The 14,549-nt window shown below is 62.6% G+C and carries 16 protein-coding genes and 1 tRNA gene; 9 read left to right on the top strand and 8 right to left on the bottom strand.

What is annotated here, in order from left to right; translation table 11 throughout:
• Positions 1 to 74: 74 nt before the first annotated feature.
• The 5 genes from HNE_RS18230 (at position 75) to HNE_RS17000 (ending at position 3,159) form a co-directional block, all read left to right on the top strand.
• Positions 75 to 653, top strand: coding sequence for an SH3 domain-containing protein (locus HNE_RS18230; RefSeq protein ID WP_011648402.1), 579 nt, complete (start codon positions 75 to 77; stop codon positions 651 to 653).
• A gap of 57 nt (positions 654 to 710) precedes the next feature.
• Positions 711 to 1,265, top strand: a complete 555-nt coding sequence (gene fabA, locus HNE_RS16985) for a bifunctional 3-hydroxydecanoyl-ACP dehydratase/trans-2-decenoyl-ACP isomerase (RefSeq protein ID WP_011648403.1) — start codon at positions 711 to 713, stop codon at positions 1,263 to 1,265.
• Positions 1,266 to 1,334: 69 nt separating this feature from the next.
• A complete protein-coding gene (locus HNE_RS16990; protein ID WP_011648404.1) occupies positions 1,335 to 2,153 on the top strand; it encodes an enoyl-ACP reductase FabI in 819 nt (272 codons plus the stop codon).
• Between the two features lie 244 nt (positions 2,154 to 2,397).
• Positions 2,398 to 2,655, top strand: coding sequence for a YjhX family toxin (locus HNE_RS16995; RefSeq protein WP_011648405.1), 258 nt, complete (start codon positions 2,398 to 2,400; stop codon positions 2,653 to 2,655).
• 54 nt (positions 2,656 to 2,709) lie between these two features.
• Positions 2,710 to 3,159: a GFA family protein gene (locus tag HNE_RS17000; RefSeq protein ID WP_011648406.1), complete on the top strand. Its 450-nt coding sequence runs from the start codon at positions 2,710 to 2,712 to the stop codon at positions 3,157 to 3,159.
• A 9-nt stretch (positions 3,160 to 3,168) separates the two neighbouring features.
• Here the strand turns inward: HNE_RS17000 and HNE_RS18640 are convergent, their stop codons facing one another.
• From HNE_RS18640 to rpsO, 5 genes are all read right to left on the bottom strand, one after another.
• Positions 3,169 to 3,879, bottom strand: coding sequence for a hypothetical protein (locus tag HNE_RS18640; RefSeq protein WP_148205923.1), 711 nt, complete (start codon positions 3,877 to 3,879; stop codon positions 3,169 to 3,171).
• A 30-nt stretch (positions 3,880 to 3,909) separates the two neighbouring features.
• Positions 3,910 to 4,737 (bottom strand): CAP domain-containing protein, encoded by an 828-nt coding sequence (locus HNE_RS18235; protein WP_011648407.1) that lies wholly within the window; start codon positions 4,735 to 4,737, stop codon positions 3,910 to 3,912.
• A gap of 62 nt (positions 4,738 to 4,799) precedes the next feature.
• Positions 4,800 to 5,486, bottom strand: a complete 687-nt coding sequence (gene udk, locus HNE_RS17010; protein WP_011648408.1) for a uridine kinase — start codon at positions 5,484 to 5,486, stop codon at positions 4,800 to 4,802.
• Between the two features lie 92 nt (positions 5,487 to 5,578).
• Positions 5,579 to 7,720 carry a polyribonucleotide nucleotidyltransferase gene (gene pnp / locus HNE_RS17015; protein ID WP_011648409.1) on the bottom strand — a complete coding sequence of 714 codons (2,142 nt, stop codon included), beginning with the start codon at positions 7,718 to 7,720 and terminating at the stop codon, positions 5,579 to 5,581.
• A gap of 68 nt (positions 7,721 to 7,788) precedes the next feature.
• Entirely contained in the window at positions 7,789 to 8,058 is a 270-nt protein-coding gene (gene rpsO / locus HNE_RS17020; protein WP_011648410.1) for a 30S ribosomal protein S15, read from the bottom strand.
• A 295-nt stretch (positions 8,059 to 8,353) separates the two neighbouring features.
• Here rpsO and HNE_RS18795 point away from each other — a divergent pair, with 295 nt between their 5' ends.
• The 3 genes from HNE_RS18795 to HNE_RS17035 all read left to right on the top strand — a co-directional run bounded on the left by HNE_RS18795 (position 8,354) and on the right by HNE_RS17035 (position 10,361).
• Positions 8,354 to 8,722 (top strand): hypothetical protein, encoded by a 369-nt coding sequence (locus tag HNE_RS18795; protein WP_011648412.1) that lies wholly within the window; start codon positions 8,354 to 8,356, stop codon positions 8,720 to 8,722.
• A gap of 23 nt (positions 8,723 to 8,745) precedes the next feature.
• The gene (locus HNE_RS17030) at positions 8,746 to 9,216 is read left to right on the top strand and encodes a DUF2721 domain-containing protein (protein WP_011648413.1); all 471 of its coding nucleotides are present in this window, start codon (positions 8,746 to 8,748) and stop codon (positions 9,214 to 9,216) included.
• Between the two features lie 206 nt (positions 9,217 to 9,422).
• On the top strand, positions 9,423 to 10,361 hold the full coding sequence (locus HNE_RS17035) for an IS110-like element ISHne3 family transposase (protein WP_011647564.1): 939 nt from the start codon (positions 9,423 to 9,425) through the stop codon (positions 10,359 to 10,361).
• An 850-nt stretch (positions 10,362 to 11,211) separates the two neighbouring features.
• Here HNE_RS17035 and HNE_RS17040 read toward each other — a convergent pair.
• Together HNE_RS17040 and HNE_RS17045 are read right to left on the bottom strand one after the other, a co-directional pair.
• Positions 11,212 to 11,288: transfer RNA gene (locus HNE_RS17040), tRNA-Arg, on the bottom strand.
• A 54-nt stretch (positions 11,289 to 11,342) separates the two neighbouring features.
• Positions 11,343 to 12,635, bottom strand: coding sequence for a cystathionine gamma-synthase family protein (locus tag HNE_RS17045; protein ID WP_011648414.1), 1,293 nt, complete (start codon positions 12,633 to 12,635; stop codon positions 11,343 to 11,345).
• 109 nt (positions 12,636 to 12,744) lie between these two features.
• On the opposite strand from HNE_RS17045, the gene HNE_RS18240 reads away from it, so the two are divergent.
• Positions 12,745 to 13,536: a thermonuclease family protein gene (locus HNE_RS18240; protein WP_011648415.1), complete on the top strand. Its 792-nt coding sequence runs from the start codon at positions 12,745 to 12,747 to the stop codon at positions 13,534 to 13,536.
• A 5-nt stretch (positions 13,537 to 13,541) separates the two neighbouring features.
• Here HNE_RS18240 and HNE_RS17055 read toward each other — a convergent pair whose 3' ends face one another.
• A complete protein-coding gene (locus tag HNE_RS17055; protein ID WP_011648416.1) occupies positions 13,542 to 14,429 on the bottom strand; it encodes an RNA polymerase factor sigma-32 in 888 nt (295 codons plus the stop codon).
• Positions 14,430 to 14,549 lie beyond the last annotated feature (120 nt).

The following is a 14,549-nucleotide window of genomic DNA, read 5'->3' on the forward strand; positions in this document are numbered from 1 at the left end:
TCTCCCACAGCTTTACTGTGGATTCATGGTGTGGTGCCAGAATGCCCCTTCCCCTCCTGATGGAAGCTTTGCACATGAAACGGGCACCCCTCGTTCTGGCCATCCTCCTTACCCTCTCGACGGGCGCAGGCGCCGAGCCAACTGTCAGGCCCGCCGCATTGCCTGTTGCCGAGCCCGCGGCCGCGCCGGGCCCCCAGCCGGTGATCAGCCGGTTTTCCAAAAAGCCCGTCCCGCGCTTTGAAACCCTGCGCTGGGCCGAAGTGAACGGGCGCACCGGCCCCAGCCTCTCCTCCCCTATCGCCTGGCAGTATAACCGCAAGGGACTGCCCGTGATGGTCGTCAAGGAAAGCGGGGAATGGTACCGCGTGCGCGATCCGGCCGGCGACGAGGTATGGATACATATGCGCATGCTGGCCGAGGGGACGACCGCCATGGTCACGCGCACCGCCGTGCTCGCCAGCAGCCCGGACCGGAGCGGAGAGGGTGTCGCTGAACTCGGCAAGGGCGTCCTGGTCGAAGTGACGGCCTGTGAGGCCGCGCTCTGTGAGGTCGAAGCGGCCGGGTATCGCGGCTGGATGCCCCGCGCCAGCCTGTGGGGCGCCAGCACCGGCCCGGCCGGCAAACCAGCCCCTCAATCAGGCACAAATGGTTGACAAGGCGCGGGGCGTCGGCTCGAAGGCGTGATCCAAACTGAATGAGGACACCCCGACATGCAGGGTCCGCACGACTTTCACACGCCCAAATCCTCCTATTCCAAGGAAGACCTGCTCGAATCCGGCAAAGGGGGCTATTTCGGCCCCGGCAACGCCCAGCTGCCCGCCCCGCCGATGCTGATGATGGACCGCATCACAGAGATCAGCCTGGATGGCGGCGCCTTCGGCAAGGGCCATGTTGTCGGCGAGCTCGACATCACACCGGACCTCTGGTTTTTCCAGTGCCACTTCCCCGGCGATCCCGTCATGCCCGGCTGCCTTGGCCTCGACGCCATGTGGCAGATCGTTGGCTACTGGCTCGGCTGGTCGGGCAGCCCCGGCAAGGGCCGCGCGCTGGGCGTGGGCGAAGTGAAGTTCACCGGCGAGATCACGCCGGACAAGAAGCTCGTGCGCTATGAAATCGACATCAAGCGTGTGCGCCGCGGCAAGCTCAATCTGGGCATCGCCGATGGCCGGGTCTATGTCGATGGCGAACACGTCTACACCGCGATCGACATGAAAGTCGGCCTCAAGAACGTGCTCGGCGGCGCGGGCGATCTGCCCGCTTCTTGACGAGGGCTTCCGGCGCGCCTAGCCCGGATGCCAGACAAACACACAGCCACCATCAGGGAGTGAGCAATCATGGCCGACGACTGGAACATGCCCAAAGGCGACCTGATGAAGGGCAAGCGCGGCGTCGTCATGGGCGTTGCCAACCAGAACTCGATCGCCTGGGGCATCTCCACCCAGCTTGCTGCCCAGGGCGCCGAGATTGCCTTCACCTATCAGGGCGAAAGCCTGGAGCGGCGCGTGCGCCCCCTCGTCGAATCAATCGGCATGGACACGATGATTCCGGCGGATGTGACCGATGACGCCTCGATGGACGCCGCCTTTGCCGCCATCAAGGAAAAATGGGGCAAGATCGATTTCCTTGTCCACTCCATCGCCTTTGCCGGGAAAGATGAACTGCAAGGCTCGATGGTTGCCAACACCACCCGCGAAGGCTTCCGCCGCGCGATGGACATCTCCGTATACAGCTTTATTGACTGCGCCCGCCGCGCCTCGGAAATCATGCCGGATGGTGGCTCGATCATCTGCATGACGTATCTCGGCGCCGAGCGCACCGTGCCGTCGTACAATGTCATGGGCGTTGCCAAGGCGGCGCTGGAAGCCTCCACCCGCTATGCCGCGCGCGACCTTGGCCCCCAGGGCATCCGCGTCAACGCCATCTCCGCCGGCGCCATGCGCACGCTCTCGCTCGCGGGCATCCGCGGCGGCAAGAGCCTGATGGGCACGGGCCGCAGCTGGTCGCTTCTGAAGGAAGACACCAGCATGGAAGGCGTCGCGGGTTGCGCGCTCTACCTCCTCTCCCCCCTCGGCCGCTCCATCGCGGGCGAAGTGATCCACGTTGACGCCGGCTTCCACGTCGTCGGCGTGCCGGATGCGGGCGAGGAAGAGTAAGCTTTCTGGCCAATCTTGACTTCAGGGCGAGGTAATCCGAAAAGGATACCTCGCCCTTTGAGGTTTTTATGTTCCGTACCCTGTCTGAGTCCCGCTGAAGGGCCTGCCGTTCCCGCACTGAAACCAGTGCAAGGCAGGCCGGCGAAAGCGTAGAGCCCGGCGCCGCAAGGCGCTGGAGACGTTTTCATGCGCCCCTGATCTGATCAAGATCCTGTCTGGGGCGCGGGACCAGAGACTTCAACACATGGACATTTCCCGCGCTGAACAGCGCATCCTCCACCTGCTCGCCCAGGGCGGGCGGATCGACCTTGTCCGCGATGAGGCGGGCAAGCTCACAGACGCGCACTGTTATTCCCGCGATGGCTGGCGGTATACGGGGCTTGATATGGCCCTCTTCCGCAAGCTGAAGCGGCGGCGGACCATCGCCTCAGAGCGTGGCCAGCCCTACCGCATCACGCGGCGCGGCCTGCAACTCGTCCGTTCACAGCCGGACAATTGCTAGCCTCATCCGTCCCCTTCAGCTATCTTCGGCAGGAGAAGCTGGAGGGGCCACCCCATGATCGAGCGCGTAGCCACCTGCCGGTGCGGCCAACTCACCGCCACCTGCCGGGGAGAGCCCGTCCGTGTCTCGGTCTGCCATTGCCTCGCCTGCCAGAAACGCACGGGCAGCGCCTTTGGCGCGCAGGCCCGCTGGGCGGACGACAACGTTGCGCTGTCAGGCAATGCCAAAGAATGGGCCCGCACCGCCGACAGCGGCAACCGCATTACCTATCGTTTCTGCCCGGAGTGCGGCTCGACCGTGACCTACACAATCGAAAACTGGCCGGGCGTCACCGCCCTTCCCTATGGCGCCTTTGCCGGAACGGATATGCCCGCCCCCGGATTTTCCGTCTACGACGACCGCCGCCACCCTTGGGTCGACATTCTCGGAGACGATGTGAAGCGCTCGACATCGGAAGGGGCGCGCAAGCAGCCAAGCCTCGACCTTCTCGGAAAAAAGGATTGAGATGAAAGGCTAACTTGCGGAAACGAAATTTCGGTGACCGAGATTATTTTCAGACACGGGTATCAAATTGAAGCGGAGGCTGTCGTTTTCGCGAGTAACTTTAAATACTACACCCCGCCCTCCCGGACCGAGCAACCAGACGAGTTGAGGCCAGGCAATTCTTATGTCTCGTACTTTTCTGTATGCGTTCTTGCGCCCTTTGTGCTCTGGCTCAGCTTCCAGGGGATCAGAAGAGCAGTACTCCAACATCCACGCATGTAACATTTCGATTTCGCGGTCAGATTTTTTTACTTCACACAAGAGAATCTCGCGCAATCCGTCGGCGTCATAACCTACAAGATCAAACGCCCAAGAGCGCCTAGATTGCATTCCAAGCGCACCGATAGGCCAACCAAACTCAACTTTAAGCCGGGCTACCGCGCCAATAGTTATAACCGGTTCCCGCCATAAAGTGATCGGTCTTGGGGAGATCGATTTTTCGAGCTCCCAGAAGATTGGTTCGGCTCCGCTACTCAGCGGCGCCCTGAATCCCCCATTTTCATATTTCACCAGATCGCCATCGATGGCCTGAATGAACCAACCCGCATCGAATGCCTCTAGCGCGTTCAGAGAATCTCGCCGAAATCCTTCCGGTGAGTAGTTACGTCGAGGCTCAGAACAGTACGAGGGAAGCCAATCTGAATTCAAACGCCTACGGAATTCTTCGAGAGATTCAGACATTCAGTTTCCTTGTTGGTTATCGTGAGCAGATCAAGGAATGACGGTCACCGCCGGCCCCGGAAACCGCATCCAGTAATACGAGCGCGGATCATCGCCCGGCTGGGTCGCGTAGGCGGCAAGCCGCGCGTCCAGGCCTGGCCGGGCGCCGCTCGTCCCCGGAAACGGATCGCCCGAAGGCGCCACCATATCATACCGAACGAACCGCCAGCCTTCGAGGCCGAGGGGTCTTTCACGCAGTGATTGGGCAGCGCTGAGCCGTAATGGCGCGGCCCGCGCCAGGGTTCCCGAGACACGCATGAACAGCTGCGTCACCCACACGCCTTCCTGTGTACGCACCACGCCAAAGGCCACATGGGTCGCCTTGGAGTGCAGGATGTTCTCGCGGTGGCTCGGGCTGTCCATCAGATTCCGGTGGAGCCGTTTGACGGCGAAGTTTGCGCCGATACGCCCCCCAACCCGCGAAACGGTGGCGACATTCTCCGCCGAGAAATCTGCCAGCGCCGTCCGGTCCAGCGCCGCGATCCGGTCCCCCGGCCCCCGCCCGTCCGGGCCGACATGGCCGAAGAAGCCGTTCACCGCCATGTCGAGACTGTGCAGCCGGGCGGCGTCGATCAGCTCGCGGCGCAATTGCAAGGGCGCCAGGCCCGCCTCGGCGCGCTCCTTGTTGACCAGATCCAGAAACCGCGCCTCCAGGCTCTCTTCAAAGGCAAACCCGGCGGGCGGGCGGGCCAGACACGGCTGGGCACGCTCCACATATGGCGCCACGGCAAGGGGCCGGCCCTGAATGCGCAGATCACAGGCAAAGGCCTGCAAAGGCAGAAGAAGGAGGAAAGCGAGACTGGCAATCACGCGGTGCATAGCGCCTTCCTATCACGGAAGGCCGGCGCGTTCACCTTGGCAATTCACGCCGCCAGAAGGGCTCAGATCACCCCGGCCGTCTGAAGCCGCGCCAGCACCGGCGCGATCATCCGCTCAATCGCCTCACCGGTCGGTTTCACATTGCCATAAGCAGGCAGGCCCTCGTCGGCGATCACCAGATCCGCGTCAAACTTCGCCGGATGCGTCCAGCGGTAATGGGCAGAGCGCACGGTCGACATGTATTGCGCCAGCACCGAGTCCACCGTCCGGCCCCGCTCGATCACGTCCCGCCGGATGCGCCGTGCCAGGCGCAGATCGTCCGGCGTATCCACATACACCGACAGATCAATGAAGTTGCGGATCTTGGGCATCGAGAGGGCGTGAATCCCTTCAAGGATCAGCACCGGCGCCGACTCAATGCGCCGCGTATTGGTGGACCGGTCATGGCGCTCATAGTCATAAATCGGCTGCTCGACCGCCTCCCCCGCTTTCAGCGCCTTGAGGTCTGATACCAGGTGATCAACCTCCTTGGATTTGGGGTCGTCATAGTTGATGCCCGCCACCAGGGCTTCGCGTTCGGCCACAGTTTGCGGCGTGCCGTAAAAGCGCATCGGGTGATAATAGGCGTCCTCGCCGAACATCACGGCCTTTCCCGGCCCCAGATGTTCCAGCAGCGCTTCGGCCAGCGTCGATTTTCCCGAGCCCGAACCGCCCGACATCGCAATCAGGAAGGATTTCTTCTTTGTCATGACAGCGCGCCCTCTTCTGTAGCCGGTGTTTCCATGAAAAAGGGCCGCCCATCAAGGAGCGGCCCTCATTCATTTGATAATCGGAGGGAAGACTAGTCTTCCGAAGCGTCGTCGCCCGCTTCTTCAGCAAGCTCCTTGCCGGTCTCCTGGTCAACGACCTTCATGGAGAGGCGGACCTTGCCGCGCTCATCGAAGCCCATGAGCTTCACCCACACTTTGTCGCCTTCCTTGACCATCTCCTTGGGGTGGCCAATGCGCTTGTTGGCCATCTGCGAGACGTGGACGAGGCCGTCCTTGGGGCCGAAGAAGTTCACGAAGATACCGAAGTCCTTCATGGAAACGACTTTGCCTTCGTAGATCTCGCCGACTTCGGCTTCCGCCGTGATGCCCTTGATCATCTTGATCGCGGCATCGATCGACTTGCGATCCATCGCCGAAATCTGAACCGTGCCATCGTCATCGATGTTCACCTTGGCGCCCGTCTCGTCGACGATGCCGCGGATGACCTTGCCGCCCGAACCGATCACATCACGGATCTTGTCGGTCGGCACCTTGATGATTTCCATCTGCGGCGCGTTTTCCGACAGCTGGCCGCGCGAAGCGGTCAGGGCCTTGCCCATTTCACCGAGGATGTGCATCCGGCCGCCTTTGGCCTGCTCAAGGGCTTTGCCCATGATGTCCTTGGTGATGCCCGCAACCTTGATGTCCATCTGGAGCGAGGTCACGCCGTTTTCAGTACCGGCAACCTTGAAGTCCATGTCGCCGAGGTGGTCTTCGTCGCCGAGGATGTCGGAGAGAACCGCAAACTCGGAGCCTTCGAGGATGAGGCCCATGGCAATGCCCGAGACCGGACGGGTCAGCGGAACGCCCGCATCCATCATGGCCAGCGAGCAACCGCAAACAGTCGCCATCGAGGAAGACCCGTTCGACTCGGTGATCTCGGAGACCATACGGATCGTGTACGGAAAGTCTTCATGCTTGGGCAGAACAGCCTTGAGCGCGCGCCAGGCAAGTTTGCCGTGGCCGATCTCGCGGCGGCCTGCGCCGCCCATGCGGCCCGTCTCCCCGACCGAATAGGGCGGGAAGTTGTAGTGCAGCATGAACTTTTCTTTTTTCGTGCCGTCCAGACCGTCGATGTACTGTTCGTCATCGGACGTTCCGAGCGTGGCAACGCAGATCGCCTGCGTCTCGCCGCGCGTGAACAGCGACGAACCATGCGTGCGCGGCAGGAAGCCGGCTTCGGCAACGATCGGGCGGATCTGGTCGAGCTTGCGCCCGTCGATCCGCTGACCGGTTTTCAGGATGTCGCCGCGCACAACAGAAGCTTCCGCTTCCTTGAACACGGTCTTGAAGACTTCCGGCGTCATCACGCCGGGGGCTTCATCCGTACCAAGAAGGGCAGCTTTCGCCTTGTCCTTGGCCGCGCCGATGGCAGCATAACGCTCGCCCTTGGCGGTGATCTTGTAGGCTTTCGACAGATCGGCGCCGACAGTGTCGATCACCGATTTGAGGGCAGCCGAATGGTCTGGCGGCTCATAAGCAAACGGCTCTTTCGCCGCTTTTTCTGCCAGCGCAATGATCGCATCGATCACCGGCTGCATCGCGTCATGACCGGCGACAACAGCGCCGAGCATCACGTCTTCGGAAAGCTCAGCCGCCTGAGATTCAACCATCATCACGGCGTCGGTGGTGCCGGCAACCACGAGGTCAAGCTCGGACTCTTCAAGTTCGGCAATCGTCGGGTTGATGATGTACTGGCCGTCTTTGTAGCCAACGCGCGCAGCGCCGATCGGGCCCATGAAGGGCGCGCCGGAAAGCACCAGCGCCGCAGAGGCGCCGACGAGCGCGATGATGTCGGCATCATTCTCGAGGTCATAGGACAGCGTCGTGACGACGACCTGGACTTCATGCTTGAAACCGTCGACGAACAGCGGACGGATCGGACGGTCGATGAGGCGCGAGGTCAGCGTCTCTTTCTCGGTGGGGCGGCCTTCGCGCTTGAAGAATCCGCCGGGAATCCGGCCGGAGGCGAAGTACTTTTCCTGGTAATTCACGGTCAGGGGGAAGAAGTCCTGACCCGGTTTTGCTTCCTTCGCGAACACGGCGGTCGCGAGGACAATGGTATCGCCGTACTGCACCATGACGGCGCCATCGGCCTGACGTGCCACTTGGCCCGTCTCGATTGTCAGCGTGCGGCCAGCCCATTCCAGCGACACGGATTGCTTGTTAAACATTTCAGTCTTTCTTTCACATACGAAAAGCCCGCCAGAGCCCTATTGCCCGGCGGGCTTGTTTTTCGGACCTAGCGGCGGATGCCGAGTTCCGTGATCAGCTTCGTGTAACGCGCTTCACTTTTGCTCCGCGCATAATCCAGGAGCTTCCGGCGCGTGGCGACCATAGTCAGGAGGCCGCGGCGGGAGTGGTTGTCTTTTTTGTTGGTCTTGAAGTGGTCGGTCAGGTTGTTGATCCGCTCGGTGAGGATCGCAACCTGCACTTCTGGAGAGCCCGTATCGCCTTCTTTAATGGCGAATTTCTTGATGAGCTCCTGCTTTCTTTCAGCAGTAATCGACATCGGCAAAGCCTTCTGTTCAAGCATCCCACCGGGATGCGGGTTTCTCTAATCGCCTGAATTGGCGGGTTTTTTGGGAGCGGCCCTTGTCAAGATGGCCACGGCCGGGATGTCGTCCAGCAGGGTCAGCAGGCAGGCCTCCGCCCCAAACCGCGGCTTATGGCTCATTTGGGGGGGAAATGAAAGTGGGGATTATGCGCGCCGCGGGCCCTGTTTGCCGGCCTTCCGGGCGATTTTCCACTGGCAGGCTCGCGCGGACGACATTAGCCTTTCCCGGAAACGATTCTGGGAGACACGCATGAAACTCCGGCCGGGCCTTGCCCTGTTCGCCCTCCTGGCGGCCGCCGGCTGCGAAACCCTGAGCGAAAGCTATTCGATCGAACGCATGGACGAGATCAATGACAGCGGGATCCATGTCTACAGCGACCTGATGGAGAATCCATGGGACGGGTCCCGCTATTGGCAGTTCCGGGCCGCCAACTATGCCGGCTACCCGTTCTGCGTGCAGGCGGCGCTGAAAGATGTCCGCTTCACGAATGGCCATTCCATGGGGTACAGCCATTACATCGCGCCCGGAGAGACAAAGGATATTGGCTATGTTCACGCCCCGGCCGATTTTGGAACCACCACGCGGACCTGGAACCCGGCGTCCGACGGCAGCTGCTGATACCCGGCGGCGGGGCTGATCAGATGACCCCCGTCCCCCTGCCCGAAGAAGTCGCTCACATCATCCAGCTGGCCATCGCCCCGGTGTTCACCCTGGCGGGCATCGGCGCGCTGCTGAACGTTATGGCCAATCGCCTGGCACGGGTTGTGGACCGCTGGCGCACGCTGGAAGGCGGGCTTGAGGACGCGCCAGAGGACCTCCGCCGCCTCGCCGTCATGGAGCTTGGTGTGCTCGACCGGCGCATGGCCCGCATCCACCTCGCCATCTCCCTCTCGACGCTGGCCGCGCTGCTGATCTGCGTCGTCATCATCCTGCTGTTCACCGGCCAGCTCACGCCCGTGCCCGTCGCGCAGGCGGTCTCCATCCTCTTCGTCGCCTCGATGGTGTTCCTCTCGGTCGCGCTCGTCTCCTTCCTGATGGAAGTCCGCATCGCCAGCCGCACCCTCCGCGTCACCCGCGCCGTCCTCGGCGCCACCCCCAAAACCCGCCGCTGACTTTGGCCCGATAGCCACCCCTTACCCCTTGTATGTCATCTTTTGCCCGGCCTGCTATATTTCCGCGGTCGGCAGCGGATGAGAGCACCCCACCCCTGAGGGACACCAAGCCCGTGGGAGAGCGTGTCGCCTCATCCGCCTTGGTCATCAACCCGGACAGTCGCTTGGGCCGGCGAAAGCGAAGCCCGCATGCGCAAGGTCGGGACATGAGCGAGAGATTTGTTGGAATTGATGTGTCGAAGGAGACATTGGACGTCCATGTATTGCCGGAGGGGCGTGCCTTTGCCGTCGCGCGCACTCCAGCGGGGATAGACAGCCTTCTGGCCGCGTTGTCGGAGCTGGGCGCGGACCTGGTGGTGCTGGAGGCCACCGGCGGGCTGGAACGGGTGGTCACCGCCGCCCTGGCCGGGGCGCAGATCCCGGTTGTTGCGGTCAATCCCCGTCAGATCCGGGACTTTGCCCGCGCCACCGGGCAGCTGGCCAAGACGGATGCGATCGATGCGGCGGTAATCGCCCGGTTCGGACAGGCGATCCGGCCGGCCCCGCGAGCCCTTCCGGACGCCGCGGCCCAACAGTTGGCAGAGCTGGTCACCCGGCGGCGGCAGGTCATCGACATGGCGGTGGCCGAACGCAACCGCCGCCGCCTGGTGACGGCCAGGCCGGCCCTGCGCAGCATCGACCGGGTGCTGAAGGTTCTGGAAGCCCAGCTGGCAGACATCGACAGGGAGATCGGGGACCGCATCCATGCCAGCCCGGCCTGGCGGGAGGCAGAGGACCTGCTCAAATCCGTACCCGGCGTTGGCGACCAGACGGCCCGCACCCTGATTGCGGCCCTCCCGGAACTAGGCACCCTTGGCCGCCGTCAGATCGCGGCCCTCGCGGGGCTTGCCCCCTTCAACCGCGACAGTGGCCAGTGGCGCGGCCGCCGCTCAATAACCGGCGGCCGCGCCGATGTGCGCAGCGTCCTCTACATGGCTGCCCTGGCCGGCATCAGGTTCAACCCAGCCCTGAAAGCCTGCTACCAGCGCCTCCGGACCGCCGGAAAACCCGCCAAGGTCGCCCTCGTGGCCGTAATGCGAAAACTTCTCACAATCCTCAACGCAATCCTCAGAGACAAATCCCCATGGCAAACACAAAACGCTTGAAAGCGAACACAGTCGCTCTCCCAAGGGAGAGGAGGGACCCGCGCCCGCAGGGCGTGGGAGGTGAGGGCTGCAACAGTGAGAATAAGTGCCGCCCTATCCAACACACCCAGCTCCCTCCCCCCGTCATCCCGGAATTTGCAAAGCAAATGTCCGGGACCCAGAAAGCCCCCCTAAATCCCCGCTCACCCCCGCGCAGGCGGGGGTCTCGTGAGGATGCGCGCCGCCTTGCCAGATCCCCGTCTGCGCGGGGATGAGCGGAAAATTCGAAAACCTTATCCGCCGGGGTCCCCCGCGCCGTCACATTAAGCGCATCCTCCTCACAGGAGCCGCGCCGGTGCCGTTCGGTTTGTGAGGGGGTCGCCCCGGAGGATGGGACGCGGTGGACTTTACGGCCCATCGCAACCCTAGGGACGTTGATCCAGGCAAGCCGGACCAAAAAGCCGGTAGAGAATCCCCACTGGCCCGCCTCTCATCTGAGAGGTCACGAGAGTTAATGGTAAGTGGTCAAGGCCTGGCAGCGCCGAAGTCATCCCGAATCCTACTGCCCGAAACTCCGGCGGCAGTGCGCGGCGGGCGAGGTGCCCAAACCGCAACACTAAAACCTTTCCGGGCGCCGCGGCGCCCGCCGCGCACGAGGCTCCACCTTGAGGGAGCCACCCAAACTGCTCCGAACCCGGATGGCTCCGCCAGTCCGGATACAGCCGTTTCTGCTCCCCTCGCCCATGAAGTGGGAGAGGGAGGAACATGGCAAACGCAACGCTCAATGCCTGACGCCCCCCCCACAAGCAAAGCGAAGGCGCAGGCGGGCTGAGCCCAACGGGCTCAGCAACACCGCCGAGCAATAAAGGAATGGTGATCCCGGCGCGATTCGAACGCACGACCTACAGATTAGGAATCTGTCGCTCTATCCTGCTGAGCTACGGGACCATCCGGCGCTTCCCCTATCGGAAAAGCGCCTCTTTTTGAAGCAGAAATCCATGCTCACACATGTTCCAGCGCCTGTTTCAGGTCGACCACCAAGTCATCAGGGGCCTCAATGCCGACCGAAAAGCGGATGAGGCCGTCGGTAAAGCCGATCCGGGCGCGCACATCGGCCGGAACGGCAGAATGCGTGGTCGAGCCGGGATGGCACATCAGGCTCTCGGTCCCGCCCAGGCTGACGGCCAGCTTGATCAGTTGCAGCTTGTCCAGCATCCGGAACGCAGCCTCCTTCCCGCCCGTCACATCGAAGGAAAAGGTAGCCCCCGCTGCGTCGCACTGCTCCTCGAACACCTTGCGCTGCGGGTCGCCGGCCGCCAGGAATTCGGGATACATCACGCGGGCGACCTTGGGATGGTCCTTCAGGTAATTGGCGCAGATACGCGCATTGGAGAAGGCCCGCTCCATCCGCAGCTGCACCGTCTCCAGAGACCGTGTCAGCAGCCAGCACGAGTGGGCGTCCAGCATCGTTCCCAGATAATTCCGCATACGGCGGACCTTGGTCAGGATCTCGTCATTGCCGACAATGCCGCCGGCGATCAGGTCCGAATGCCCGCCGACATATTTGGTCAGCGAGTAAAGCGCGAGGTCTGCCCCATGCTTCAGCGGCTTATGGCCGACTGGCCCCATCATGGTATTGTCGCACATCAGGATGGGGCGCCGGCCCGTCTCCTGCTCCAGTATACTGGCCACACGGGCGCAGGCGGCAATATCGACCAGCGCATTGGTGGGGTTGGCGGGGGATTCGGTAAAGATCACCGAGATCGGCCCGAACCGGGCGACCGCATCGCGCGCCGCCTTGAGGATCTGGTCTTCCGTCGACCAGGCATCGAACTCCGCCGAGCGCACGCCCCAGTCTGGCATGAAGCTCCGGATAAAGACTTCCGAGGCGCCATAGAGGGGGCTGGAATGGAGGATGCCGGTACCAGGTTCCGCGCAGGCAAAAAGCGCCGTCGTGATGGCCGACATTCCGGAGGAAAAAGCGAGCGCCGCCTCCCCGTCATCATAAAGCGTCAGCCGGTCTTCCAGCACTTCCATGTTCGGATTGTTGAACCGGGTGTAGATGAGGTCGGCATCTTCCGGATCGCCCACCTCCATTCTCCCGGCGAGGCGGCGAAACAACGCCTCCCCTTCGCGCGCCGACTTGAAGGCGAAGGTGGACGTCATGAAAATCGGCGGCTTGATCGAGCCTTCAGACATGAAGGGGTCGTAGCCAAATCCCATCACCAGAGATTCCGGGCTCAGGGTATGGCCCGCGATCTCGCGCTTGCGATAGGACTTCTGAGGTTTTGACATGGGGTTCCTCCCGTATACTTATCGTAAGGGAAGGCTTAGCGGTCTCCGGACTGCTCTGGCAAGGCGAAGTGGCTTGCGCCGCCGCCACCTGCCGGGCGATAGTTGATCCATGAGAGTGGCAGGGCGCAGGGCGTTTATCTGGACAATCACGATCCTCGCCGCCGTGCTGGCCGTGGCTGCCTGCGGCCGTGCGCCGTCTGATCCGCTTGAGGGTCTGGCTGTCGGCGAGCGGGGCCGGGTGGTGCGGGTGATTGATGGCGACGCGCTGGTCCTCTCGACCGGCCAGAGCGTCCGCCTCATCGGCATCGAAGCACCTGCCGGTCCTTACCGCGACCGGGAAGGTGATCCGGGCTTTGAAGAATCAAAGCGAGCGCTGGAGGACATGGTACTCGGTCGTGAAGTGGAGCTGCGCTATGGCGGCCTGACCCGCGACCGCTATGACCGGGCGCTGGCGCATGTCGTGACGACGGACACGTTGGGTCCCGCGCTCTGGCTCAACGCGGAAATGGTGAAACGCGGGGTCGCCCGTGTGCGGGTCTATCCCGATACCGCCGCCGCCAATGAGCTGCTCCTGCCGCTCGAAACGGCTGCGCGCGACGAACAGGCCGGGCTCTGGAAAGGCCGTACATGGCCGATCACACATGCAGACGCATTGCCAGATACATTCCAGGGCTTCCAGGTCGTTGAGGCCGTTACCGCCGGGATGCAGGGAGCCGAATTTTCCGGCGTTGCCTGTGATGTGCTGCTGGAGAGTTCATTGCTGGTTCTGGAAATCGAGAACGCCGCTGCCGCCTACTGCCAGCTGGATCCTGAGACAAAAATCCGCGCGCGCGGCTATGTCCGGAACCTCCGCATGGAGATCAGTCATCCGCTGAATGTGGAAATACTGGAGACGCCCTGAGGGCCTCACGCATCGGGGACGATGCCTGCCGTTTCAGGGTCGCCGGCAATCTGCTCAAGCGCGCGCTTCAGTTTGGACAGCGCCTGATGTTCGATCTGGCGCACCCGTTCCTTGGAAACGCCCAGCTCATGGCCCAGCGCCTCGAGTGTCTGAGGCTCCTCCGACAGGCGTCTGCGTGTGATGATGTAGGTCTCGCGAGGGGTGAGCGCCTCCATCGCCTCACTGATCCACTCGTGACGGCGCGCTGTGTCGTGCGATCGCATCACGGCTTCCTCTGGTGGAGCCCCCTCATCAGCGATCATGTCCTGCCACTCAGCGTCCCCATCCATCGTCAAGGGCGCATTGAGAGACCGGTCCGACCCCGAAAGGCGCGCTGACATGATCTCGACATCCCTCAGCGGTACACCAAGATGGGTGGAAACCCATTGCTTGTTCTCGCGGGTCATCGTGCCGTCTCCCAAATCGGAGATACGGGCGCGCAGGCGGCGCAGATTGAAGAAGAGGGATTTCTGCGCCGAGGTCGTCCCGGTCCGGACGATTGACCAGTTGCGCAGCACATAGTCCTGAATGGAGGAGCGTATCCACCAGCTGGCATAGGTCGAGAAACGCACCTCCCGCTCCGGCTCAAACCGCGCGGCAGCCTGCATCAGGCCGACATTGCCTTCCGATACAAGGTCCGCCATCGGCAGCCCGTAATGACGGAACTTCGCTGCCATGGAAATGACGAGGCGCATGTAAGCGGTCGTGAGTTCGTGCAAGGCGGCTTCGTCTTCCGCTTCCCGCCAGCGGCGCGCCAGCGAGGCCTCATGTGCCGGATCAAGCAGCGGCGCCTTCATCGCAGTCTTCACGAACTGCCGGTCGGCCGGGCTTGTCGTTGAATATGCACTGGACACGCGCGCAACTCCTCTGGGGCAATACTTGTTGTTCCTTGCAAACCTCTACGCGCTGATGCCGCGACTGGATCACGGCGCCCCTTGATTTTCCGGCGCGCCGCCCAAGCGCCTCGATATTTC

It is taken from the genome of Hyphomonas neptunium ATCC 15444 (assembly GCF_000013025.1).
Lineage (GTDB): Bacteria > Pseudomonadota > Alphaproteobacteria > Caulobacterales > Hyphomonadaceae > Hyphomonas > Hyphomonas neptunia.